Source organism: Variovorax sp. GW822-FHT04A09 (genome assembly GCF_058801005.1).
In genome coordinates, this window is the sequence record NZ_JBXAMV010000002.1 from 577342 (window position 1) to 599441 (window position 22100).

At 59.3% G+C, this 22100-nt stretch carries 22 protein-coding genes and 3 tRNA genes; 11 read left to right on the forward strand and 14 right to left on the reverse strand.

Annotated elements, in window-relative coordinates:
- Nucleotides 1-3 precede the first annotated feature (3 nt).
- On the reverse strand, nucleotides 4-420 hold the full coding sequence (locus tag AC1RLW_RS13775; protein ID WP_369629744.1) for a hypothetical protein: 417 nt from the start codon (nucleotides 418-420) through the stop codon (nucleotides 4-6).
- Between the two features lie 3 nt (nucleotides 421-423).
- Entirely contained in the window at nucleotides 424-753 is a 330-nt protein-coding gene (locus tag AC1RLW_RS13780) for a hypothetical protein (RefSeq protein WP_493193473.1), read from the reverse strand.
- 283 nt (nucleotides 754-1036) lie between these two features.
- Here AC1RLW_RS13780 and AC1RLW_RS13785 point away from each other — a divergent pair.
- The 4 genes from AC1RLW_RS13785 (at nucleotide 1037) to AC1RLW_RS13800 (ending at nucleotide 2182) form a co-directional block, all read left to right on the forward strand.
- Nucleotides 1037-1113, forward strand: a tRNA-Pro gene (locus tag AC1RLW_RS13785).
- Nucleotides 1114-1229: 116 nt separating this feature from the next.
- A complete protein-coding gene (locus AC1RLW_RS13790; RefSeq protein ID WP_493193475.1) occupies nucleotides 1230-1466 on the forward strand; it encodes a short-chain dehydrogenase in 237 nt (78 codons plus the stop codon).
- Nucleotides 1467-1501: 35 nt separating this feature from the next.
- Nucleotides 1502-1575: transfer RNA gene (locus AC1RLW_RS13795), tRNA-His, on the forward strand.
- 43 nt (nucleotides 1576-1618) lie between these two features.
- Entirely contained in the window at nucleotides 1619-2182 is a 564-nt protein-coding gene (locus tag AC1RLW_RS13800) for an HNH endonuclease (protein WP_062473294.1), read from the forward strand.
- A 128-nt stretch (nucleotides 2183-2310) separates the two neighbouring features.
- Here the strand turns inward: AC1RLW_RS13800 and AC1RLW_RS13805 are convergent, their stop codons facing one another.
- Complete coding sequence (locus AC1RLW_RS13805) at nucleotides 2311-2487, reverse strand: hypothetical protein (RefSeq protein WP_157627325.1); 177 nt, start codon at nucleotides 2485-2487, stop codon at nucleotides 2311-2313.
- Nucleotides 2488-2596: 109 nt separating this feature from the next.
- Between AC1RLW_RS13805 and AC1RLW_RS13810 the strand changes: the two genes are divergently transcribed.
- The 4 genes from AC1RLW_RS13810 (at nucleotide 2597) to AC1RLW_RS13825 (ending at nucleotide 5421) form a co-directional block, all read left to right on the forward strand.
- Nucleotides 2597-3010 (forward strand): hypothetical protein, encoded by a 414-nt coding sequence (locus AC1RLW_RS13810; protein ID WP_493193477.1) that lies wholly within the window; start codon nucleotides 2597-2599, stop codon nucleotides 3008-3010.
- A 260-nt stretch (nucleotides 3011-3270) separates the two neighbouring features.
- Nucleotides 3271-3528, forward strand: a complete 258-nt coding sequence (locus AC1RLW_RS13815) for a hypothetical protein (protein WP_493193479.1) — start codon at nucleotides 3271-3273, stop codon at nucleotides 3526-3528.
- A gap of 188 nt (nucleotides 3529-3716) precedes the next feature.
- Nucleotides 3717-4964, forward strand: coding sequence for a DNA (cytosine-5-)-methyltransferase (dcm, locus tag AC1RLW_RS13820; RefSeq protein ID WP_493193481.1), 1248 nt, complete (start codon nucleotides 3717-3719; stop codon nucleotides 4962-4964).
- A gap of 1 nt (nucleotide 4965) precedes the next feature.
- On the forward strand, nucleotides 4966-5421 hold the full coding sequence (locus AC1RLW_RS13825) for a very short patch repair endonuclease (protein ID WP_493193482.1): 456 nt from the start codon (nucleotides 4966-4968) through the stop codon (nucleotides 5419-5421).
- A gap of 72 nt (nucleotides 5422-5493) precedes the next feature.
- Here the strand turns inward: AC1RLW_RS13825 and AC1RLW_RS13830 are convergent, their stop codons facing one another.
- Entirely contained in the window at nucleotides 5494-6318 is an 825-nt protein-coding gene (locus AC1RLW_RS13830; RefSeq protein WP_493193483.1) for an HNH endonuclease, read from the reverse strand.
- 152 nt (nucleotides 6319-6470) lie between these two features.
- On the opposite strand from AC1RLW_RS13830, the gene AC1RLW_RS13835 reads away from it, so the two are divergent.
- The gene (locus AC1RLW_RS13835) at nucleotides 6471-8585 is read left to right on the forward strand and encodes an AIPR family protein (RefSeq protein ID WP_493193484.1); all 2115 of its coding nucleotides are present in this window, start codon (nucleotides 6471-6473) and stop codon (nucleotides 8583-8585) included.
- Between the two features lie 20 nt (nucleotides 8586-8605).
- Here the strand turns inward: AC1RLW_RS13835 and AC1RLW_RS13840 are convergent, their stop codons facing one another.
- The 10 genes from AC1RLW_RS13840 to AC1RLW_RS13885 all read right to left on the reverse strand — a co-directional run bounded on the left by AC1RLW_RS13840 (nucleotide 8606) and on the right by AC1RLW_RS13885 (nucleotide 20314).
- Nucleotides 8606-9046, reverse strand: a complete 441-nt coding sequence (locus tag AC1RLW_RS13840; RefSeq protein ID WP_493193486.1) for an EcoRII N-terminal effector-binding domain-containing protein — start codon at nucleotides 9044-9046, stop codon at nucleotides 8606-8608.
- Nucleotides 9043-10866, reverse strand: a complete 1824-nt coding sequence (locus AC1RLW_RS13845) for a DEAD/DEAH box helicase (protein WP_493193487.1) — start codon at nucleotides 10864-10866, stop codon at nucleotides 9043-9045. Before AC1RLW_RS13845 ends, AC1RLW_RS13840 begins: the two co-directional genes overlap by 4 nt.
- Nucleotides 10859-11683, reverse strand: a complete 825-nt coding sequence (locus AC1RLW_RS13850) for an HNH endonuclease (RefSeq protein ID WP_493193489.1) — start codon at nucleotides 11681-11683, stop codon at nucleotides 10859-10861. The genes AC1RLW_RS13845 and AC1RLW_RS13850 overlap by 8 nt, the downstream gene beginning before the upstream one ends.
- 1 nt (nucleotide 11684) lies before the next feature.
- A complete protein-coding gene (locus tag AC1RLW_RS13855) occupies nucleotides 11685-13310 on the reverse strand; it encodes an ATP-binding protein (protein ID WP_493193490.1) in 1626 nt (541 codons plus the stop codon).
- A gap of 435 nt (nucleotides 13311-13745) precedes the next feature.
- A tRNA-Thr gene (locus tag AC1RLW_RS13860) sits at nucleotides 13746-13821 on the reverse strand.
- Nucleotides 13822-13846: 25 nt separating this feature from the next.
- The gene (locus tag AC1RLW_RS13865) at nucleotides 13847-14860 is read right to left on the reverse strand and encodes a class 1 fructose-bisphosphatase (RefSeq protein WP_056571748.1); all 1014 of its coding nucleotides are present in this window, start codon (nucleotides 14858-14860) and stop codon (nucleotides 13847-13849) included.
- A gap of 22 nt (nucleotides 14861-14882) precedes the next feature.
- Nucleotides 14883-17582 carry an aminopeptidase N gene (pepN, locus tag AC1RLW_RS13870; protein ID WP_139702014.1) on the reverse strand — a complete coding sequence of 900 codons (2700 nt, stop codon included), beginning with the start codon at nucleotides 17580-17582 and terminating at the stop codon, nucleotides 14883-14885.
- Nucleotides 17566-18255, reverse strand: a complete 690-nt coding sequence (locus AC1RLW_RS13875) for an HAD family hydrolase (protein ID WP_070062371.1) — start codon at nucleotides 18253-18255, stop codon at nucleotides 17566-17568. Before AC1RLW_RS13875 ends, pepN begins: the two co-directional genes overlap by 17 nt.
- Before the next feature lie 3 nt (nucleotides 18256-18258).
- Nucleotides 18259-19363, reverse strand: a protein-coding gene (gene prfB, locus AC1RLW_RS13880; protein ID WP_095950518.1) for a peptide chain release factor 2 whose coding sequence is annotated in 2 segments (ribosomal slippage) — nucleotides 18259-19281 and nucleotides 19283-19363 — 1104 coding nt in all. Because the reading frame shifts where the segments join, the coding sequence is not laid out codon by codon here.
- A gap of 126 nt (nucleotides 19364-19489) precedes the next feature.
- Complete coding sequence (locus AC1RLW_RS13885) at nucleotides 19490-20314, reverse strand: MetQ/NlpA family ABC transporter substrate-binding protein (RefSeq protein ID WP_493193492.1); 825 nt, start codon at nucleotides 20312-20314, stop codon at nucleotides 19490-19492.
- Between the two features lie 235 nt (nucleotides 20315-20549).
- Between AC1RLW_RS13885 and AC1RLW_RS13890 the strand changes: the two genes are divergently transcribed.
- Both AC1RLW_RS13890 and AC1RLW_RS13895 read left to right on the forward strand, forming a co-directional pair.
- On the forward strand, nucleotides 20550-21419 hold the full coding sequence (locus tag AC1RLW_RS13890; RefSeq protein WP_493193494.1) for a methionine ABC transporter ATP-binding protein: 870 nt from the start codon (nucleotides 20550-20552) through the stop codon (nucleotides 21417-21419).
- Complete coding sequence (locus tag AC1RLW_RS13895) at nucleotides 21412-22074, forward strand: methionine ABC transporter permease (protein WP_062473319.1); 663 nt, start codon at nucleotides 21412-21414, stop codon at nucleotides 22072-22074. The genes AC1RLW_RS13890 and AC1RLW_RS13895 overlap by 8 nt, the downstream gene beginning before the upstream one ends.
- Nucleotides 22075-22100 lie beyond the last annotated feature (26 nt).

The following is a 22100-nucleotide window of genomic DNA, read 5'->3' on the forward strand; positions in this document are numbered from 1 at the left end:
AGGCTAGGGTGCCGGCGCAGCGCCGTCGGCAGGCTCGAGCGCCTTCTTCTCCTGCGCGTGCTTCTTCAGCCAGCCGCTGAGCTCCCGCTTTCCCTTCGCATTGGCCTGTCGCCACGCCTCACGCGCGGCCGCCACGAAGCGCTCTTCCGCCGCATCGGGCGGTGCTTCCGAAGGTGGTGTGTTGTCTTCGTCGAGCCAGCCGGCGGCCACGTCGCAATGCCGTTCGATCTGCCGTGCGAGCTTGTCGCCGATGGGCCGCGCACTCTTGATCTGGCTCCACATGCTCGGAGAGATTTCGAGCTTGCGTGCGAACGCCTGGTCGAGCCCCTTGGCGGGCAGGCCCGCCGCGACGGCGTCCTCGAGAAAGCGGCGATGCAGCACAAGCGCATTGCGGCGGCGCGCGACGGTGGTATGGGGCACTGTTCAAAAACAACAACAAGACAAGAAAAGATTGTCCCGGTTGTTGACGTTGCCGTAAACACTCTTTACAGTTGCCTCCAATTCACGGCACAAGCCGTCCCCTTTTTCCAACCCCTTACAGCCGACAGCGGCAATTTTTGACCAGGAACCATCGTGAACACCGCACTGACCCTCACCAGCCATCGACCCGCCTCGGGCCGACCGCTCGTGCGCGTCGGGTTCTGCCATGGTTTCGACATGCCGTCGCCCCTGTCGTTGTCTTCGCACCTGAACACCGCGTACGCCGCCAAAGCCGCAGCCCGTCTGCGCGTGGGTGGTCAGTTCGAGGCTCATCAGGTGCCCCCGGGTGGAGGTCGCGCGTAGGCGCGCATCTCTCAAGCTCTCTCGCAAAGAGGCCCGGACACCGCAAGGTTCCGGGCCTTTTTGTTTTGCCGCTTTCCATTTCGGGTGTGCCTTCACCCCACCGCCAGAAATTGCCGCGTCGACGGTCTGGCGGGATGTGCATGAGTTGATCACTCCTGTGCAGCGACGTTCGACGGGGCCGCGCCCAGCGCGCGGCCCGTCGCGTGAGGACACAACCGAAATGGAAGCGCGGCAGGCTTCTTTTGTTTTTCTTCCGTGTGTGGCGCAGCCTGGTAGCGCATCTGGTTTGGGACCAGAGGGTCGCAGGTTCAACTCCTGCCACACGGACCACACCCGAGCGGGACCGGGCCATGCCAACGCATGGCCCTCCCGTGGAAACCGGCCGCAAAGATAGGGCGGCGCCGGAACCCGTCACCGGACATTTTTCGAGTCATTACTTTCTTTTTTTGTCACCCACCAAGGAGGCCCTCATGCGCAAGCGCAACACACCGATCCGGATGATCGCCGTGCACCCGGCACCACTGCCGCGCAGGCACATGGTGTGGTCGCTGGCCCAGCGCTTCGGCGTGGGGCTCGGGACACGCTACGTGGCGGATCGCGCGTCGGCACTGCCGGGCGGCAGCGAGGCGCCGCTCGACAGCCTCGACCTCGACCAGCGCGTGCGCGCGTCGGGTGAGTGGTAGCCGCTCAGCACTGCTCGTCTTCTGTTTCTTCAATGGTGCGTGTAGCTCAATGGCAGAGCCGCGGGTTGTGGTCCCGCTGACAACGGTTCGATTCCGTTCGTGCACCCCATCCGTTCACCACAAGCCATCGCCGCGAAGGGAGGCGATTCGTCATGCATTCACACGTCCTGCAACTCGATATTCAGGGCACGCCGCAAGCCTGGATCTCGCTGGAGCAGGCGGTGTTGCACTACGCCACCGGCAACGTGGCCTGGGAAGACGGCGCGCTGCCGCTGGCCACGCTGCGCGGCGGCTTCAACGTGGCGCGCGGTGTGCAGTCGCGCATCGACGTCGCGCCCATCATCGCGCTGCGCGGTGCGTCGAAGATCAACCTCTTCGACGTCGTGCCCGGCGTGACCAAGGCCAAGCTGCTGCGCCGCGACCGCCACACCTGCGCCTACTGCGCACAGGTGTTCGCCGACCGCGACCTGCAGTGCGAACACGTCATGCCCGAGTCGCGCGGCGGCCCGTGGAGCTGGACCAACCTCGTCAGCGCCTGCGCCGTCTGCAACAACCGCAAGGCCGCGCGCACGCCCGAAGAAGCGGGCATGCCGCTGGTCTACCTGCCGTACGTGCCGAGCCGCTTCGAGAACTTCCTGCTCGAAGGCCGCAACATCCGCGCGGACGTGCACGAGTGGCTGGCCAAGCGCCTGCCGCGCGGCTCGCGGCTGCAGTAGCGCCACGCGCACAAAGAGAGAAGCCCGCTGCCCGTTGGATCAACGGACAGCGGGCTTTGCCTTGTGCGGCTCGCGGTGCGCGAGCGATGCGTATGTGAGTGAATGAAGGCGCGAGTGGCTTGTTGTGTTCAGCGCCCCGCGCCGAAGAAGCTGTAAGCCACTGCTGTGGCTGCTGCGAGCCCGCCGAGCAAGATGAAGAGCACCTTCGTCGTACGGCGAGGGCCGCGCCGTGAACGGACCCAATGTTCCGGCCCGATCAGATCGATCGGAACCGTGGGTTTGCCTATGTCGGATGCCTTTTCCATGCCAAGAAATATAGCGCAGGCGCCAAGGCAAGAAGTTACAACGGCTTTTTGGCCCCATCGCACCGTGGCCCCTTGCCGACACCAGACAGAAACGTGTGAAATATTCCTCATGAACCAACAAATCATTCTCGAGAGCCTGGTCCGCGCCCTGGAGAGCTGGGTCCGCAACGCCTCCGCGGCCGAGCTGTGGCGTGTGCACCGCGAGGGCGGCCTTGGCGCATCGATCCACACCGAAGGCGAGAGCGTCGTGCACGTGCGCATCGCGCTCGACGGCCCGCCCGATGCGCTGTCGAGCATCGGCAAGACCGACGGCCGCCTGCCCGTGACCGAAGCGTTCAGAGGCGCCAACGGTGAAGCAGGGTGGGGCACCCCGCCACCGCAAGGCAGCGCCGAGCGCGAGCAGTGGTTTCTGTCGAGCGACGTGGCGCAAGAGCAGGCGCGGCAGTACCTGTTGGCGGAGGTGGTGGCGCGGCGGGATGCGTTGGTGCGGCGGGTGGAGGCGTGGGCCTCGGGTGCTGGTTGAGGCAGGCGAGTGGCTCGCAAGGGGATCGTCTTCGCGTGCGCCACTACAAGTCGACGCGAGTCCTCATTTGTTCACCGTGAGAGGCTTCCGCTGACGCGCTTCTCTCCCTACATTTGAACGACCGCCGCGCCTCACGGCGGGACATCGATGCACACCGCAGCGATGTCGATGTGAGGCACAAAAGGCGACGGCCAGGGTGCGCTAACACCCTGACCGTCTGACCAAGCGACGTGCATTACTTTGGAAAGAGAGCACACCAAATGGCTGATCAAATTATCGCCGGGCGGAATACGCCTGCCTCCCACGACGCGAACCACCAGCCGGACGCGTCAGACATCCTCGAGAACAAGTTGACCCAGCTGCAATCGCTGCTGAGTTGTTGTTATGGCGATGAGGGCGAGTGGTTCGAGGCGATCGGAGCCAAGCATCGGGACAACATCATGTGGATTGCTGCAGATTTGGCGGGCGAGGCAGCGGGCCTCCTGCAGTTCGCGATGAGGGCGGCGGCCAAGGGCTAACCTCAAGCACCTGCTGGCCGCCTTGAACTGGTGGCAGGCGGGCTTGAGGATGGGTGAAATCCCGCGCCTGTTATGGGGCTTGGGAAGGGCTGTCGAGCGACCTCTTCCCTTGGGTACTGGAAAAAAATACAGTCGGACGTAAAAAAGACACCCTGTCTGCTATTCTTCCCAGATCACGGAGAATACATATGGGCGACCCGAACGACTTCCTCGACATCCTGCGCGACGCGTTGACGCGATTCAACAAGAAAGAATTGGCCGAGCTTCTCGATCTCGATCCCAAAACAATCGGTCGCTGGGAGCGACAGGAGACGCATCCTTCTGCACTGGAGATGCCGGCCATCCGCAGCATTCTGGCTGCTGAAAAACGGAAGGCAAGCAGCCCTGCTGCGGACTTCACCTTCATCGACCTCTTTGCAGGCATCGGCGGCAACCGGAAGGCGTTCGAGATGGCTGGCGGGAAGTGCGTTTTCACCAGTGAATGGAATCCCTTCGCGGTGAAAACCTACAAAGCGAATTTCTCGCACGATCACCACTTTGAGGGTGACATTACCAAGGTTGATGAGTACAGCATTCCCGATCACGATGTGTTGCTGGCGGGTTTTCCTTGTCAAGCATTCTCGATTGCAGGAGTTTCAAAGAAGAACTCTCTGGGGCGCGATCACGGTTTCAAGGACAAGACGCAAGGCACGCTTTTCTTCGATGTGGCACGCATTCTTGCGGCTAAACAACCCAAGGCGTTTCTTCTTGAAAACGTCAAGAACCTCGTCAGTCATGACAAGGGAAACACCTTTCGCGTCATCCGGGAGACGCTGGAGAAGGAACTCGGATATCACATCGAATACCGGGTGGTTGATGGTCAGCATTTCGTGCCGCAACATCGCGAGCGCATCCTGATCGCCGGCTTCCGCCGCGACGCAGGTTTTCGATGGAATGATGTTCATCTGCCGGAGCACGGTCCCCGACTGAAATCGATCTTGCATCCTCAGGACGGCAGTGAAGAAGCTGAGGAGCCATATACGACTGGACTGAAGGGCAAGGTCGCTGAGCGCTATACGCTGACAGACAACCTCTGGACCTATCTTCAAGCCTACGCGGCAAAGCACAAAGCGGCCGGTAATGGCTTCGGTTTCGGTCTTGTTGACGGACGTTCCGTCACTCGGACACTATCGGCTAGGTATCACAAGGATGGCTCTGAAATTCTCGTGTCGCAGGGCAGTGGAAAAAACCCTCGCCGACTGACGCCGCGTGAATGCGCGCGTCTCATGGGGTTTCCAAAAAACTTCATCATCCCGGTGAGTGATACGCAGGCTTATCGGCAGTTCGGCAATTCAGTGGTGATGCCAGTGATGGCTGCAGCTGCAGTGGCAATGAAGCCAGCGATCGTGACGCTCATCGAAGAACAGAAGAACGCAGCCCAACTTACATTGGCTTGAAGTGGATATCGTCGATCGGGCCACGCGCAGCCGGATGATGTCCGGCATCCGGGGCCGCGACACCAAAATCGAACTGGTGGTGCGTAGGGCACTGCACTCCCGGGGTCTACGCTATCGGTTGCACAACCGCACACTGCCTGGCAGACCAGACATGGCGTTCATCGGAGCAAAGATTGCGATCTTCATGAATGGGTGTTTCTGGCATGGGCATGATTGCCCGCTCTTTCGTTTGCCTGCTTCGAACACCGAGTTCTGGGAGGCAAAGATAGGTGCCAATCGCGAGCGTGACCAGAGGTCTCTTGAGGCGTTGCATACGCTGGGATGGCGCACTGCGGTCGTTTGGGAATGCTCAATTCGCAACCGACCTGTGGAAAGCTTTGCTGACCTGCTCGATCAACTTGAAGAATGGATACGCGAGGGTTCAGGCAATCTGGATCTCCGGGGGGCTTCATATTGAGCGACTGAGGACGCCTTTGAACACGGCTCCGTCAGGAGCGGTACTCATTGGCAAGCTGCGAGGGCAGACCATCTAACTTGCTATGTCATCTCTGGCATGTGTTCGCAGGAGCGCCTTGATCTCGCTGTAGTCGGCGCCGGTATTTTTCATGTGAATATGAACAGCCTTGTGACAGTTCGGGCAGAGTAGAGCAAGGTCTTCGGTGCGGACAACATGACTCGCGGAGTACGTCGCGAGTGCCACCTTGTGATGGGCTTCGATGTATTTCATACCGTACCTTGTCAAAAAGTCCAAGTGGCAGATGTCGCATACCCACGAAGTTGTGCTCTTCAATACCTCAACGACCCCTCGGTTCCGTTCCGCCATAAGGTGTGCCACGTACTTTCTTCCACCCTCTGTGAAAGTCTGTTCTTCTTGCGATGCTGGAAAGGGGCCGAGCAGAGATTGCGGTGCACGAGTTAGTACAACGAACTTTTCTGCAAGCTCGGAGACGGAAAAATGGCCTTCGAAGGACCAGCCGTCAGAGTTCTCGGTGAAAAGAAGAATGGGGTAGCGGTACTGCTGCTGCCCAAGGAGGACCTGGTTTGCCTTCTCCTTCGCGGAAATTTCACCCTTCCGGGCCTTGAACGAGTAGTGATAGGCCGACTTTTCTTCATCCGCCCAGCCATCATCAGCGTAAGAGCCGGGGCGTGTCTTGATGAGAACACCCTGGACTTCGGGAGACTGACCTATCCAGTTAATCCCTTGTTGAGGCGTGTTTCCAATGATTCCATCCTTGCCGGACCAATAGTCAGAGCCTACGACTTTAGAAAACTGAATCAAGTCGTACAGATTTCTTTTGGAAACCGTATCTCCTACAGGGATGGAAAAGAGATCCTTTGTTTTCTCTAGCAGCATGGGGATTTTTGCGTGTCGAGGAAGAGAACGGTCAAGCGAAAAGAGCCGTGCCGCGATCGGAGCGAGAGAGAAGGACTAGTGAGGCTTTGCAATTCCCAGATGGCGTTGCAAAATACAACTTCTTTGTACGTTTCGATGCATCTGGAGGCCACTTGAGCACCATCGCGGAATTTGGGGAAGCACTTCTGGAGGATATTTCTCGGGAGGCTACAGATAGCGGTATCGATCCCGAAGAGATTTTCTTCGAACACATGGCCGCGCGACTTGAATCGGCAGCAGAGATCGACACAGTCGAACGTGCCGGTTTTGAAAGAGCTAGCGGTGCCAAGACCATTCGTGTTGATGGCAGTGGAGGAGATCCGCGGGATGCTGATGGCGTGCTGAGCATCATGATCTGCGAGTTCCAAGGCTCGGGAGATCCAATGACGCTGAATGCGGCGGATACGAAGCGCCTTTTCGGCCATCTGGTCAACTTTCTGGTTGCTTGTCGCCAAGAGGATTTTCGTACCTCACTTCCTGTGGGTAGCCCAGTGTCAGGCCTCGCAGAGACGATCGCGCTGACATGGACCGCAATCTCCAAAGTCAAGCTGATCCTCGTCACCAATGCCATATACAGCGCCCGGACAGATGCAGTCCATGCGGGCCTTCTGAACGGCGTGGCGGTGACGTACAACGTGTGGGACCTTTCGCGTTTTCATAGATATGAGTTATCCGGGCAAGCGCATGAAGGGCTTGTGATTAACTTCCGTAGTGACTATGGGGGGGCGGTCCCGGCGCTAGCTGCGTCTAGGCATAACGACGAGTTAGAAAGCTACCTAATGGTCATCCCAGGTACGCAATTGTCTGACATTTATGAAAAATGGGGCGCACGTCTCCTTGAGTCAAATGTCCGCAGCTTTTTGCAAGCCAGAGGAAAAGTGAATCAAGGGATTCGGGATACGATTAAGAATGAGCCCGAAATGTTTTTCTCTTATAACAACGGAATTTCAGCAACTGCAGAAGAGGTCACGACCGAAAAATCCGAAGGGGGGCTGGCCATCGTGTCGGCAAAAAATCTGCAAATAGTGAATGGCGGGCAGACGACCGCCTCACTTCATGCCGCTAAAAGACTGTCACCGGTCAGCCTGAAGAACCTTCATGTGCAGATGAAGTTGACAGTGGTGCCTCCTTCGCGGGCTGAGGAAATAGTTCCCAGAATTTCCCAAAATGCAAACAGTCAGAATAAGGTTAGTGCAGCAGATTTTTTCTCGAACCATCCATTTCACATTCGCATCGAAGAGTACTCTCGCAAAGTACTTGCTCCTGCGCTACAAGGCTCTAACAGGGAGACGCGTTGGTTTTATGAACGAGCTCGCGGCCAATATCTTGTGGAGCGTTCCAAGCGTTCGGATATAGAGAAACGCCAGTTTGATATTAATTTTCCCAAAGGGCAATTTTTTTCAAAAACAGATCTTGCAAAAGTGGAGTTTTCATTCCGAGGCAGGCCTGAAACAGTAAGCAAGGGCGCGCAGAAGAATTTTTCAGAATTTGCCAAAGATACAGGTGAATCTTGGACTAAAAGCAATGCCCGATTTGATGAGATGTGGTATCGCAGATTGATTTCAAAGTTGATTGTTTTCCGTCATCTCGAAAAAACTATTCCCAAGCAAAATTGGTATCCTGGCGGATACCGCGCGAACATCGTGACCTATGCAATTGCGAAGTTTTCTGCGGACGCTGAGGCGGCTGGCTGCGTCGTGGATCTGGAAGCTGTATGGAAAATTCAAGCCGTCGCAGAGCCTCTCGATACCGTGCTTTTGAAGGCGGCTGAGGCTGCATCCGCAGTCCTTACCGAGCCGATTCTTGGGATCAAGAACACCACTGAATGGGCGAAGAAACAGGCATGTTGGGAGCGGCTGAAGCAGCTCCAGATCGCGTACGGACCATCACTGCAGAATTGCCTTATAGAGGCAGAGGAGGCACGAGCGGTGGCGAAGGAGGGGCGCCGCGAGGCTGCATTCGTATCCGGTATCGAAGCCCAGTCGAGAGTCGTATCAGCAGGACACGACTTTTGGATTCGATTGCGCACATGGGGGGAAGGCAATGGGTCGTTCTCCCCGCGCGACCTCAGTATTGTCCGAGCATGCTCGGCCACAAACGGGCGTATTCCTTCAGAACGGCAGTCCATTGCGGCGTTGCAAATTCTGGGGCAGGCGCGGGCGAACGGGTATCGGGATGAGAACGAGGCGCCTAGGGTCAGGATTGGAGGATGGAATCGTGTCCATTAACAATCATCAATGGACCACCATCAATGCACGCGCTGCCAGGTAGAGGAAATCTTGATGCGGATTTGGTCACCCTCGGACGTCGGGATTTTTGTGGCTCCCTGCTTTAGCACTCTTATCGAGTAGAGCGATTGACCTGCACTTCGGGAAATTTCGAACACGTCGCCCGTGCGTGCATTGCATTCTCGGAAGTAGCTGGTCATGTAAGTAATGCGATATTCGTTGCGTGTGCCACTCTCTTCGTGCAACGAGTTGTTGTAGTAGACGAATCTAAACCGTCGGGTTTCGTCAGCTTCGTCAACACAGTCGATCCAAGCGTCAGGATTCTTGGTGGTCGGATCGAGCACAGGGAGGAAGGCCAGAAGTTCCATATTGGTTTTAGGGATGAGGATTCCGCCCTGATGCCCTCCAGTCGCACCTACATCATTGGCACTTAGTGTCTTTCGGAATGCAATGATCGTCATGACCTTCCTGGTTCTATTTCGAGAGCTCGCTTGATGTCGCCTGCATCTCTCGTTGAGACAGGGACGCTTTCATTCGCCAGCTCTGTTTTCCAGAGCGAACGGTCGACCATTACTTCTTCCACTGTGTCCTTATAGAAAAGACGGAAGACTGTAACCGGGAGGGTTTGTCCACGGCGGTGTGCACGCGCACTTGCTTGCGCTTCGATGGCTGGGTTCCAAACGGGGGTGAAATGAACCACTATCGTGGCCGCGGTGATATTCAATCCTGCGCCTGCTGCTTTGGGGTTGAGAACTAGGCAAGCAGGACCTTCATGCGAGGTGAACCGATCAACGATAGGTTGACGTTCCTCTTGGGGAGTAGATCCATTGATTGCGTCCCAATGAATTCGGGAGCTGGTCGGCATCGCTTCACGAATGAGTTCACCAATACGGTTGAACAGCGCGAATACGATCACTTTTTGCCGATTGAAGAAGGCCTCATCAAGTATTGCTAGCAGCCGCTCCATTTTGGGTGTCATCAGTGGATAGGCACGCGAGCGAATGACGCTGGCATTCTCTGCTTGCGGATCTGCATCCTCATCAGTCGTGCGCAGCCATGGATGAGCGCAGATAAGCTGCAGCTGTAGGGTCGCTACTAGCGCGCCGGCTGTGGGGTACTTGGCCATCGTGGCCTTCCTCACATTGCGATAGTGCTCTGCAAGCTCACCGTCCAGCTCTAGCGGCACGTCGACATCGATACGCTCGGGTAGATCGCTAGCCACATCGGCTACCTTGCGTTTGAGCAAAACAGGATCAGTCAGGACTGCTAGCGCTTGGGCAGATTCGATGCTGTCTGGATAGCTGGCTTCGAAATCCCGACGCGAGCCTAAAATCCCAGGAATACAAAAATCTGTAAGCGACCAGAGGTCCAATAGGCTATTTTCTACAGGCGTACCTGTCATGGGAATCGATCTGCGGCGTGGTATCCGAATAATTGCTCTTCTACGGTTTGAGTCGGGATTTTTTATTGCTTGCGCTTCATCACAAATCAGCCACGACCATTCAAAGGAGGAGAAGATGGATATGTCATTCACCATCGTATCGTATGTCGTGATTACGACATTTGCCACTTGGAGATCGCGATAAACTCCTGCTCTATTGGCGCCCCGATGAATCATCACACTGAGGGTGGGGGCGAATTTTGAAATTTCCCGAACCCAATTTGCGATCAGACTGGTAGGGCAAATAATTAATGCAGGTGCTGAAATCGGTGGGATATCCAACTGCAGTAGGGCGATAATCTGCAGGGTTTTTCCAAGGCCCATTTCATCCGCAAGTATCAGTCCACCCATTTGACTGATGGTCTCCTTCATCCAAAGCACGCCACGCGCTTGATAAGGGAATAATTTCGCATTCAGGCCTGGTACTAAAACTTCCGCGTCGTACCGTTCTGACGCAGTTCGTCCAGATTCAAGAAGGTTCCCATGAATCTCTGCCGGAATACTGCTTACTCCCCGCTCGACGAGCCGCAGCGATTCACTATAGGAAAGGCTATTCGGATTCGCTTCTCCTAGCATACTGAAAAATTGGGTGACCGAGTCACGTGGTAGAGGACGGATAGTGGTTCCGTCTGCCACCCAAGTATGGAGATTGCTGGGGGTCGGGTAGATTTTTCGCTCTCCGCGGGACGTACGCGCTCCCGCAAGGCAAGCCACGATATTGCCTCCACGCCTATCAATAGAAATCACTGGATCGAGCAGGCGCTCAGAAAGAGAGAAGCCTTCCGGAATAGCGATGCGAAGCTCATCGAAAGAATACGGAAGTGCCAACAGATCAACCATTTGCTGCCTCCATTAATGCCCCTAATTCTTTCAGTGAAAATGGAATAGGTCGCCTTGTGTGAAGAGCCCTATGGCAGCTTGGACATAAGGGAACCAAGTCGACCCGGGGGTCATAGGGCCTCGGCGCTGTTATTAAGGAGAGAGGCTCAAGGTGATGGACCTCGATGATGTCTCCGGCGTTTCCGTAGATTTTTTTTGGTTCTAAATTGCAGACTAAGCATTTCTCGCCATGAATGCGAATGCAAAGTAGTCGGTTGCGGGGATTCCTCTCTCTACGCTTCACGACGGACTGAAGGATCGCGCCTTCAATCGCAGACGACTCGTCCTGCGGCGAATCAATTACCTCGTCGTATCCAATGAGTTCTGCCATTGCAGCCATTATCGGAACAATTACGTCATTGCAGGTCTTGACCAGTGCAGCATCACCGCTCGGCTGGCCCCTAAGGCGAATGATCGCGATCATCCGAAATGCTCCGTCGTTGACGGTCCAGTTGGAGAGATTCTGATTTGGGATTTGGACTTCAACGTCGCTTCGGATGGACTCCACCAATGCTCTGGCAAGCTGCACATCCTCGAGCGAGGCACATTGAATCTTGTCGATCACCTGTCTCGAATAGCCTCCAAAGGTGAGCTCGACACGATAGCCTCCTAAACCGTAAGGACGCAGTTCGGCCACCGGCCCATGTCTGTCGTCCAGGTCGCCAAACCAGATCTTAATCCCGGTGCGCAGGCCTCCGTGCTTTAGAGCTGCTTCGATCGCAGCGCCAGTTCCCTGCTGAAGGGCTTGAACGATCAGATCTTTCTTGCCGAGCAGCATCTCATTCCTCGTCAGTGGCGGTCAAGTCCCCTGGCTCAAGATCAGGAATATTGCGCAGCAGCTTTCTAAGGTTGTTCGAAATTTCAGTCCGAATATCTTCAAATATCGGCTCCATCTCCGCGTTTGTATTATTTTGCTCTGCAATGGCAAAAGCCCAGAGCAACAAGTCCATTCCCTCAACGGCAAATCCGTTTGCAGCAGCGCGCTGGTAGATTTTTTGATAAAAATCGTGATGTTTGTTAAGCAGTACTGCTGGAACGTGGCCTATCTCCCCCGCACTACGCATTGCTGGCTGCCAAAGTTCTCCGGTAGTGATGCTGTCAACTGCGTCTACGTGTATCGTCTCGGGACTTACGTGGTTTTGGACTGCAAGCTTGATTTTTATCTTGGGGCCAAGATTATTGGAAATAACTGCGGACTGGGTTGCATTGTCGACTGACGTAACTTGCGGCTTGTCTGCATTTGTCGTGTCCGAAATATTTTTGTTAGCGCTGGTGTGATCGATTTGCTGGGTATTTTTGTCGCGCGTCTGTCGTCGATATCGCCGTCCAGCTTCGCGGTAGACAGGTTGCAAGAGTTCACGTAGGCCATCTTCGAGGTCAGGATGAAAAAGGATGCGCGACTTTTTAACATCAATACGAAACGCATCGTCCAAGGCATGGCCAAAATCGAATTCAATTCTCAATAATGAGGTGTGAGGCTCGGGTGCACCAAATACATCCATCCAACTGCCATCTTGAATAAGTCGACCCTCGCGATAGACATAAAAGCCTTGTGCTTTATTCGAAATCCGAGCGTACAGCTGCTCTTCGCTTTTGGTCATTTCACTTCGGTGCGGAAGAATCCACGCGCGAATTTTTGCAACTTGCTCTGAGCCATCTGGCAACTCCACTACCAAGTTTTGCTTTTTTTCTGAAAGAACTTGCTCGGCTCTTTCTGGGTAAAATGGATTCCATGGAGCAACCAGAACTTGATTGACCAGAATTTCAATATTCCGTTCTCGTGCGTCCTTCTTGTCTAGAAAACGATGATAAACAAGAGCAAGGTGCTTGCTCAATGTTTCGCCAAGCCGCTTGATTGCTGCTTGTTCTCGGGTGCCTCCCGCATCGTAATCTTTGGATAATATTCGGTCGCATTTTTCCCAGATAACCAAGGTTCCATGGTCTCCGCAAAAATCTTCAAACGCCTCTTGCTCATCAGGCGTTATCGGTTCTTGGAGCATCTCCCATCGTCGTTGCTTCGCAACATGATCCAAGTCCCATGCGAGCTTTCTTAATTCTTGATCCCCTGATTTTCTTGAGATCAACGTGAATTTAAGACATATTGAGCTTGAGGCCGTTTTTAGCCCTAGGCCGAACTTTCCGAGGCTTTCCGGGTTGTCTCGCTCGGGCGCACCATAGCGCATTGCACGATGGACCCCATCTGCATCCATACCTTCGCCGTTGTCACCGAAATAAACAAGCTTTCGCCCATCCGGGCGCAAAATGATTTCGACGTTAATACGATCGGCTTTCGCAGCGATCGAGTTGTCGATGATGTCTGCTGCAGCGGTGCGTACGTTGTAGCCGGTGTCGCGCAAACCAAAGATCAGTCTGGAGGGATCCGGTTCGTTGATGAGATCAGGCATGCTGGGTTGTTCCATCTTCTCCAAAACTCCATTTGTTGTTCGAAACACTGCTCGTTCCAGAGCATCATCAAGCCCAAAAGCTTCTCGAATCATTGCGAGGAGTGCCTTGGCAATCTGCGATTGATCTGGTCGGTGAGCCTTCTGTGGGCCTTGTCGCCCGACTCAGTCAATGCGTTCGGCGGGCAAGAAACAAACATCTTACGTTCACTTTCAGAACGTGGCGTGATGTGCCTCATCTCCTAGGGTCGTTCCCTATGTATCTGCTTGGGTGCTCTGAATGTGGGGCGTGGCATTAAGAATGCGTACCGAATTTCGCAAAGGATCTGAAAGGAAGCGAGAGTCTTCCGAGACATTTGCCAAATTTGCCGGGTGCCGACTGACTGTGGGGTGCAAATAAAAAAACCCCGCTATCAAGAGATAGCGGGGTTTTTAGATTGGTGCCGGAGAGATGAATCGAACACCCGACCTTCTCATTACGAATGAGCTGCTCTACCGACTGAGCTACACCGGCGAAGCCTCAGATTATAGCCAAGAAATCAAGGCTTCTCGGCGTGGTACTGCGTCAAACGCTCCACTTCGTGACGCGAACCCAACATCACGCTCACGCGCTCGTGCAGTTTGGTGGGCTTCAGGTCGAGGATGCGCTGCTTGCCGTTGGTGGCGGCGCCGCCGGCCTGCTCGACGAGCCAGCTCATGGGGTTGGCCTCGTACATCAGGCGCAGCTTGCCGGCCTTTTCGGGCTCGCGCTTGTCCCACGGGTACATGAAGACGCCGCCGCGCATCAGGATGCGGTGCACGTCGGCCACCATGCTGGCAATCCAGCGCATGTTGAAGTCCTTGCCGCGCGGGCCTTCCTTGCCGGCCAGGCATTCGTCGATGTAGCGCTTCACGGGCTCGTCCCAGTGGCGCATGTTGCTCATGTTGATCGCAAATTCCTTGGTGTCGGCCGGAATCTGGATGTCTTCCTGCGTGAGCACGAAGCTGCCTTGCTCGCGGTCGAGCGTGAACATGGCCACGCCGTTGCCCACGGTGAGCACCAGGGTGGTCTGCGGGCCGTAGATGCAGTAGCCCGCCGCCACCTGCTGGGTGCCGGGCTGCAGAAAGTCGGCTTCCTGCACGCCGGGGGTGTCGTCGGGCTTCTTCAGCACGCTGAAGATGGTGCCGATGCTCACGTTGACGTCGATGTTGCTGCTGCCGTCGAGCGGGTCGAACATGAGCAGGTATTCGCCCTGCGGGTAGCGGTTGGGCACCACGTGGATGGTTTCCATCTCTTCGCTGGCCATGGCCGCGAGGTGGCCGCCCCATTCGTTGGCTTCAATGAGCACTTCGTTGGCGATGATGTCCAGCTTCTTCTGGATTTCGCCCTGCACGTTCTCGCTCTCGGCGGTGCCGAGCACGCCACCCAGCGCACCCTTGTTGACGGCCTGGCTGATGCTCTTGCAGGCGCGGGCGACCACTTCGAGCAACAGGCGCAGCTGGCCGGGAATGAGGCCGTCGGCGCGTTGCTGCTCGACGAGGTAGCGGGTGAAGGAGATTTTTTGTTGAGCCATGGATCTTGTGGGTTCAGTGGGTTCAGTTTCCGGCGAGGGCGCGCGTCACGACTTCGTGGGTGTCTTTGCTGAGGTCGGGCTTGGCGGCCACGCGGGCAATCGCTTCGCGTGCGGCGCTGCGGTAGGGCTCGGCCAGCTTGCTCCAGCGGTCGAGCGCGCGCGCGAGGCGGGCGGCCACCTGGGGGTTGATGGCGTCGAGCTCGATCACGCGCTCGCTCCAGAACACGTAGCCGGCCGCGTCGGCGCGGTGGAAGGCGCCGGGGTTGCCGCTGCAGTAGCTGAAGATCACGCTGCGCGCGCGGTTGGGGTTCTTCAGCGAGAAGTCGGGGTGCTTCATGAGCTGCTTGACCAGCGGCAGGATGTCGCCGCCGCGGTCGCTGGCGCCGGCCTGCAGCGAGAACCACTTGTCGATGACCAGCGCCTCGTCCTTGAACATGGCGTGGAAGCGCGCGAGCGCCTGCGCCGCCAGGGTGTGGCCCGACGACACGAGCGCGTTGAGTGCGTTGAAGCGGTCGGTCATGTTGCCCGCGTCCTTGAAGCGCTGCAGCGTCTTGCCGGGCCACACGGTGTCGCCCGAGGCGCGCGCCGCCAGGCACAGGAAGTTGAGCGCCATGCCGGCCAGCGCGCGGCGGCCCGACGAGGTCGGGTCGGGCGTGTAGGCTCCGGTGTCCTTGTTGTCTTCGTAGGCCTGTTCCCAGTCGGCGAAGAGGGCGGTGGCGAGCTGGGCGCGCATGGCTTCGCGCACGAGGTGCACGCGTTGCGGATCGACCACGTCGAGCTGCTCGGCAATATAGGTTTCCGACGGCAGCGTGAGCACCAGTTCCTTGAAGGCGGCGTCGAGTTGCGGGTGGCGCAGCACGCCGCGCATGGCGTCGAGGTAGGCGTCGTTCAGCACCGGCGTGGTGTCGGTGGCGTGCGCGGCAATGGCTTGCAGCGCGGCGCGCAGGCCCAGGCGCTGGCCGGCTTCCCAGCGGTTGAACGGATCGGGGTCGTTGGCCAGCAGGGTGAGCAGCTGGGCGTCGGTGTACGCAAAGTCGAGGATCACCGGCGCGCTGAAGCCGCGCAAGATGGACGGCACGGGCTCGGCGTCCAGGCCCACGAAGGTGATCTGCTCGCCGGCGCGCGACAGCACGATGGTGCGGGTGCCGCGTGCCACGTCGCTTTCGCCCTCGAGTTGCATGGGCAGCTCGCGGCCGGTGGCGGCGTCGAGCAGGCCGATGTTCAGCGGGATGACGAAGGGTTCTTTGGTCTGCTGGCCCGGCGTGGGCGGGCAGCTTTGCACCACGCTCAGGGTGTAGCTGCGGTTCTGCGCGTCGTACACGCCGTGCGCGGCCAGGCGGGGCGTGCCGGCCTGGCTGTACCAGCGCTTGAACTGGGGCAGCAGGCGGGCCAGTTCGGAATCGGGGTTGGCGTCGGCAATGGCCTGGGCGAAGTCGTCGCAGGTCACGGCCTGGCCGTCGTGGCGCTCGAAGTACAGGGTGATGCCCTTTTCGAAGCCCTTGCGGCCGACCAGCGTCTGCATCATGCGAACGACCTCGGCACCCTTTTCGTAGATGGTGACGGTGTAGAAGTTGCTGATCTCGATGTAGCTGTCGGGCCGCACCGGGTGGGCCATGGGGCCGGCGTCTTCGGGGAACTGGGCGGTGCGCAGCACGCGCACGTCTTCGATGCGCTTCACGGCGCGGGCCGAGGCGTCGGCGCACAGGTCCTGGCTGAACTCCTGGTCGCGGAAGACGGTGAGGCCTTCCTTCAGCGACAGCTGGAACCAGTCGCGGCAGGTCACGCGGTCGCCGCTCCAGTTGTGGAAGTACTCGTGGCCGACCACGCTTTCGATGTTGCTGTAGTCGGCGTCGGTGGCGGTGGCCTGGTTGGCCAGAACGTACTTCGTGTTGAAGATGTTCAGGCCCTTGTTCTCCATGGCGCCCATGTTGAAGTCGCTGGTGGCCACGATCATGAAGCGGTCGAGGTCCAGCGGCAGGCCGAAGCGGGCTTCGTCCCACAGCACGGAGTTGACCAGCGAGTTCATGGCGTGCTCGGTCTTGTCGAGGTCGCCGGCGCGCACGTACACCTGCAGCAGATGCTCCTTGCCGCTGCGCGCGGTGATGCGCTGCTCGCGCGCCACGAGCTTGCCCGCCACCAGGGCGAACAGGTAGCTGGGTTTCTTGAAGGGGTCGACCCACTTGGCGAAGTGGCGGCCCTCGGGCAACTCGCCCTGGTCGACCAGGTTGCCGTTCGACAGCAGCACCGGGTAGGCGGCCTTGCTGGCGCGCAGCGTGACGGTGTACATCGCCATCACGTCGGGACGGTCGAGGAAGTAGGTGATGCGGCGGAAGCCCTCGGCCTCGCACTGCGTGAAGAAGGTGTCTTCGCTCACGAACAGGCCCATCAGCTTGGTGTTCTTGATGGGGCAGCAGGTGGTGAAGAGTTCGAGCTCGAACGCGTCGGGCAGGCCGTCGATGACGAGCTGGTCGCCTTCCATGCGGAACGAGGCGCCCTGGCCGTTCACGAGCACGCGCGCCAGGTTGAGCTCGTCGCCGTCCAGGCGCAGCGGCTGGGCCGGCACCTCGGGGTTGCGGCGCAGCTGCATGCGGTTGAGCACGCGGGTCTTGGCGGGGTCGAGGTCGAAGGTCAGGTCGACGGTGTCGATCCAGAACGCCGGCGCGGCATAGTCTTCGCGGCGGATGGCAATGGGTTGCCCTTGGGCGTCACGCTGAAGCAGCATCGAGGGTCTCCAGAAAATTCGAATGGGCCAGTTCGTTGTAGTCGCGAACGGCGGCGATCACGTGGGGGCCGGCCAGCTCGGCGGCCGTATGGGTGCTGCACACGGCCACGGCGCGCATGCCGCCGCGGCGGGCGGCTTCGATGCCGAAGGGCGCGTCTTCGAAGACGATGCAGCGCTCGGGCGCCACGCCGATGCGGCGCGCGGCTTCCAGGAAGATCGCGGGCGTGGGCTTGCCCGAAAAGCCTTCGTCGCCGCCGACGATGGCCAGCGGCAGCGGGTCCATCTTCAGGCGCGACATGGCGAACGCGATGTTGTGCCTGTCGCCGGCCGTGCCCACCGCCACCTTCAGGCCGCGTGCCACCGCGGCCTTGGCGAAGGCGGTGAAGCCCGCCACTTCGGTGAAGTTGTCGTGGAAGAGCTCGCGGTAGATCTCTTCCTTCTCGTGCACCATCGCCTGGCACTCGGCATCGGAGAGCTCGCGCTCGAACAGCTCGCGCATGCTCTCGGTGCCGGTGCGGCCCGTGGTGCGCGCGAGGATCTCGCTCACGTCGAGCTGCACGCCGTGGCGCTGCGCGAAGGTCACCCACGAGCGCGCATGCCAGGGCATGGAGTCGATCATGGTGCCGTCCATGTCGAAGATCAGGGCTTCGACCCTGCCGGTGTTCAGGCTCATCGGTCAGACGCCTTGCTTGAGCGAGGCTTCGATGAACACGTCGAGGTCGCCGTCGAGCACCTTCTGCGTGGCCGAGACTTCGACGTTGGTGCGCAGGTCCTTGATGCGGCTGTTGTCCAGCACGTAGCTGCGGATCTGGTGGCCCCAGCCCACGTCGGTCTTGCTGTCCTCGAGCTTTTGCTGCTCTTCCTGGCGCTTGCGCATCTCGTGGTCGTACAGGCGCGAGCGCAGGCGCTTCCACGCCACGTCGCGGTTGCTGTGCTGGCTGCGGCCGTCCTGGCACTGCACGACGATGCCGGTCGGGATGTGCGTCAGGCGCACGGCCGAGTCGGTCTTGTTGATGTGCTGGCCGCCGGCGCCCGAGGCGCGGAAGGTGTCGGTGCGCACGTCCGAAGGGTTGATCTCGATCTCGATCGAGTCGTCGATCTCGGGGTACACGAAGATCGATGCGAAGCTGGTGTGGCGCCCGCCCGACGAGTCGAACGGCGACTTGCGCACCAGGCGGTGCACGCCGGTCTCGGTGCGCAGCAGGCCGAAGGCGTAGTCGCCCTCGACCTTGATGGTCGCGCCCTTGATGCCGGCGGTGTCGCCGGGCGTTTCGTCTTCGATCTGCGTCTTGAAGCCCTTGCGCTCGGCGTACTTCAGGTACTGGCGCAGCAGCATGCTGGCCCAGTCGCAGGCCTCGGTGCCACCGGCGCCGGCCTGGATGTCGACAAAGGCGTTCAGCGGGTCGGCCGGGTTGTTGAACATCCGGCGGAATTCGAGCTGCTTGATGTCGGCTTCGAGCGTGGCGGCGTCATCGGCAATGGCCTGCAGGCCGTCGAGGTCGCCGTCTTCCTTCGACATTTCGAAGAGCTCGGTGTTGTCCGACAGCCCGTTGGTGAGCCGGTCGAGCGTGACGACCACGTCGTCGAGCGACTTCTTTTCCTTGCCCAGTTCCTGGGCCTTCTTCGGGTCGTTCCAGACGTTCGGGTCTTCGAGCGATGCGTTGACTGTCCTCAGTCGTTCAGCTTTGGCATCGTAGTCAAAGATACCTCCGTAAATCGACCGTACGGACGCTCAGGTCCGCGAGCATTGCGCCGATTTGGTTGATCTGTTCTGCGTCCATGGGGTGTCCTGACTGTGTGAGGTTGGTGTTCGGGGGAACCCGTCATTTTCTCACGGTCCGCCAACCCGCCAGGCAGCGCCCCTGTATTGCGCCTTCCCTCTCGGGGGGAAGGCGCGGGCGCCGAAATCAGAACGCCGGAATCAGCGACCCCTTGAACTGCGTCTCGATGAAGCTGCGCACCTCCGGCGACTGGTAGGCCGCCACGAGGCGCTTGGCCCAGGGCTTGTCCTTGTCCGCGCGGCGCACGGCGATCAGGTTGGCGTACGGGCTCTGGGCCGATTCCTTGATGACGGCGTCCTTGCCGAACGACAGGCCGGCCTTCTCGGCGTAGTCGTTGTTGATGGCCGAAATGGCCAGGTCGTCGAGCGAGCGCGGCAGCTGGGCGGCGTCCAGCGACACCAGCTTGAGTTTCTTGGGGTTGGTCACCACGTCCAGCGGCGTGGCGTTGTTGTTCTTCACGGCCTCGGGCTTGAGGGTGATGAGCTTGGCCTGTTGCAGCAGCAGCAGGGCGCGGTTGCCGTTCGAGGGGTCGTTCTGGATGCCGACCGAGGCGCCGTCGGCCAGCTGGTCGATCGACTTGATCTTGCGCGAGTAGAAGCCCAGCGGCGCGGTGATGGTCAGGCCCACGGGCACGAGGTCGAAGCCGCGTGCCTTGATCTGGTTGTCCAGGAAGGGCTGGTGCTGGAAGGCGTTGGCGTCCAGGTCGCCGGCGGCCAGCGCCGCGTTGGGCAGCTGGTAGTCGTTGAACACCACGACCTGGACGGTCAGGCCGTCCTTGGCGGCGACCTTCTTGACCACCTCGAACACCTGCTCGGCGCTGCCGACGGAAATGCCGACCTTGACGGTGTTCTTGTTGTCCTGCGCGAAGGCGGCGTTGCCAGCGAAAAGGGCGGTGGCGAGGGTGGCGAGGGTGGCGAGCGTGAGGCCGCGGCGGCGGAAAGTGGAATGCATGGTGGCGCGAAATCGAAGAAATGAAGGCGCCGAATGTGGCATTGCCGCCGCGGATCGGGAACGAACCAATCCTCATATCGATATGGCGTCCACTCGCTCCATGTGGTCTTTCTTATCTGATTTTTCATATAAGCACGAGCCGATTTGTTCGTTCCCTTTCGGCTTGTTTCTTTTCATACTCGGCACCTTTTTGCGAACCTGCGCGGTCGCGCCTGTGCGGCCCGCGCCTTCTTTCATGACCTTCCCTTCGCCTGATGCGGCACGCGGCAACGCAGCGCCGGTCATCCGTCTTCAATCGGTGCAGAAGTCGTTTGCCTTGCCCAGCGGCGAGGTGTTCGACGCCGTGCAATCGCTCTCGATCGAGATCCAGCAGGGCGACGTGTTCGGCCTCATCGGCAAGAGCGGCGCCGGCAAGTCGACCTTGTTGCGCCTCATCAACCTGCTGGAGCGGCCCGACGGGGGCCACGTGTTCGTCGGCGGGCGCGACCTCACGACGCTGTCGCGCCGCGAGCTGCGCGACACGCGCCAGAACATCGGCATGATCTTCCAGCAGTTCAACCTGCTGCAGAACGCCACGGTGTTCGACAACGTGGCCTTCCCGCTGAAGATCCATGGTCGCCACTCCAAGGCCGAGATCAACGAGCGGGTGCGCGAGTGCCTCGACCTCGTGGGCCTGGCCGAAAAGATCGACACCTACCCGGCCCAGCTCTCGGGCGGCCAGAAGCAGCGCGTGGCCATCGCCCGCGCGCTGGCGCCGCGCCCGCAGGTGCTGCTGTGCGACGAGCCCACCTCGGCGCTCGACACCGAAACCACCCGCGCGCTGCTCGAAACGCTGCGCGACATCAACCAGAAGATCGGCGTGACCATCGTGATCGTCACGCACGAGCTCTCGGTGGTCGAGGTGCTGTGCCGCAACGTGGCCATCCTCGAAAAGGGCCGCCTCATCGAGCAGTTCGCTGTCGATGCCTCGAGCGAGGAACGCAAGACCGCGCTGGGCCGCGAGATCGATGAACTGGTGCGCCGCCGCGAACGTGAGGCGCGCGAACCCGTGGCGCCGCGCGTGGCGACCGCACAGCGCAACGCGCAGGAGCTGGCCTATGTTTGAGAACATCACCCCCATCCTTCCCGAGCTGTGGACGGCCACGGGCCAGACCTTCCTGATGCTGGCGATCGGCCTGTCGGCGGCGGTGCTCATCGGCGGGCCGCTGGGCATCCTGCTGTTCCTGCTGGGGCCGGGCCAGTCGCTCGAGAACAAGCCGGCGTTCCACATCCTCAACTGGATCGTGAACACGGTGCGTTCCTTCCCGTTCATCATCTTGCTGGTGGCGCTGGTGCCGTTCACGCGGATCATCGCGGGCACCTCCATCGGTCCGCTGGCGGCCGCGGTGCCGCTGTCGTTCGCGGCCATTCCGTACTTTGCGCGGCTGGTCGACCAGTGCCTGCGCGAGGTGCCGCGCGGCGTGATCGAGGCGGCGCATGCCATGGGCGCCTCGGAGCTGCAGATCGTCTGGCGCGTGCTGATCGTCGAGGCGCGCTCGGGCCTGGTGCTCGCGCTCACCGTGCTGGCCGTGAGCTTCCTGTCGTACTCGGCGATTGCCGGCGTGGTGGGCGGCGGCGGCATCGGCGACCTGGCGATCCGCTACGGCTACTACCGCTTCCAGACCGACGTGATGGTGCTCACCGTGGCGCTGCTCGTGGTGCTGGTGCAGATCCTGCAGTTCGTGGGCAACACCACGGCGCGCCGGCTCGACAAGCGTTGATTCGTTTCCTTCTTTTCCCCTTCATT

What these genes read in the sequence shown, in the direction of transcription:
- AC1RLW_RS13780 (WP_493193473.1), bottom strand. Translation starts at nt 753, where the DNA reads ATGAGCCTCGAACTGACCACCCACGCGCAGACGGGCTGCGGCTTTGGC.
- AC1RLW_RS13800 (WP_062473294.1), top strand. Translation starts at nt 1,619, where the DNA reads ATGCATTCACACGTCCTGCAACTCGATATTCAGGGCACGCCGCAAGCC.
- AC1RLW_RS13805 (WP_157627325.1), bottom strand. Translation starts at nt 2,487, where the DNA reads ATGGAAAAGGCATCCGACATAGGCAAACCCACGGTTCCGATCGATCTG.
- AC1RLW_RS13810 (WP_493193477.1), top strand. Translation starts at nt 2,597, where the DNA reads ATGAACCAACAAATCATTCTCGAGAGCCTGGTCCGCGCCCTGGAGAGC.
- AC1RLW_RS13815 (WP_493193479.1), top strand. Translation starts at nt 3,271, where the DNA reads ATGGCTGATCAAATTATCGCCGGGCGGAATACGCCTGCCTCCCACGAC.
- dcm (WP_493193481.1), top strand. Translation starts at nt 3,717, where the DNA reads ATGGGCGACCCGAACGACTTCCTCGACATCCTGCGCGACGCGTTGACG.
- AC1RLW_RS13830 (WP_493193483.1), bottom strand. Translation starts at nt 6,318, where the DNA reads ATGCTGCTAGAGAAAACAAAGGATCTCTTTTCCATCCCTGTAGGAGAT.
- AC1RLW_RS13840 (WP_493193486.1), bottom strand. Translation starts at nt 9,046, where the DNA reads ATGACGATCATTGCATTCCGAAAGACACTAAGTGCCAATGATGTAGGT.
- AC1RLW_RS13845 (WP_493193487.1), bottom strand. Translation starts at nt 10,866, where the DNA reads ATGGTTGATCTGTTGGCACTTCCGTATTCTTTCGATGAGCTTCGCATC.
- AC1RLW_RS13850 (WP_493193489.1), bottom strand. Translation starts at nt 11,683, where the DNA reads ATGCTGCTCGGCAAGAAAGATCTGATCGTTCAAGCCCTTCAGCAGGGA.
- AC1RLW_RS13855 (WP_493193490.1), bottom strand. Translation starts at nt 13,310, where the DNA reads ATGCCTGATCTCATCAACGAACCGGATCCCTCCAGACTGATCTTTGGT.
- AC1RLW_RS13865 (WP_056571748.1), bottom strand. Translation starts at nt 14,860, where the DNA reads ATGGCTCAACAAAAAATCTCCTTCACCCGCTACCTCGTCGAGCAGCAA.
- pepN (WP_139702014.1), bottom strand. Translation starts at nt 17,582, where the DNA reads ATGCTGCTTCAGCGTGACGCCCAAGGGCAACCCATTGCCATCCGCCGC.
- AC1RLW_RS13875 (WP_070062371.1), bottom strand. Translation starts at nt 18,255, where the DNA reads ATGAGCCTGAACACCGGCAGGGTCGAAGCCCTGATCTTCGACATGGAC.
- AC1RLW_RS13885 (WP_493193492.1), bottom strand. Translation starts at nt 20,314, where the DNA reads ATGCATTCCACTTTCCGCCGCCGCGGCCTCACGCTCGCCACCCTCGCC.
- AC1RLW_RS13890 (WP_493193494.1), top strand. Translation starts at nt 20,550, where the DNA reads ATGACCTTCCCTTCGCCTGATGCGGCACGCGGCAACGCAGCGCCGGTC.
- AC1RLW_RS13895 (WP_062473319.1), top strand. Translation starts at nt 21,412, where the DNA reads ATGTTTGAGAACATCACCCCCATCCTTCCCGAGCTGTGGACGGCCACG.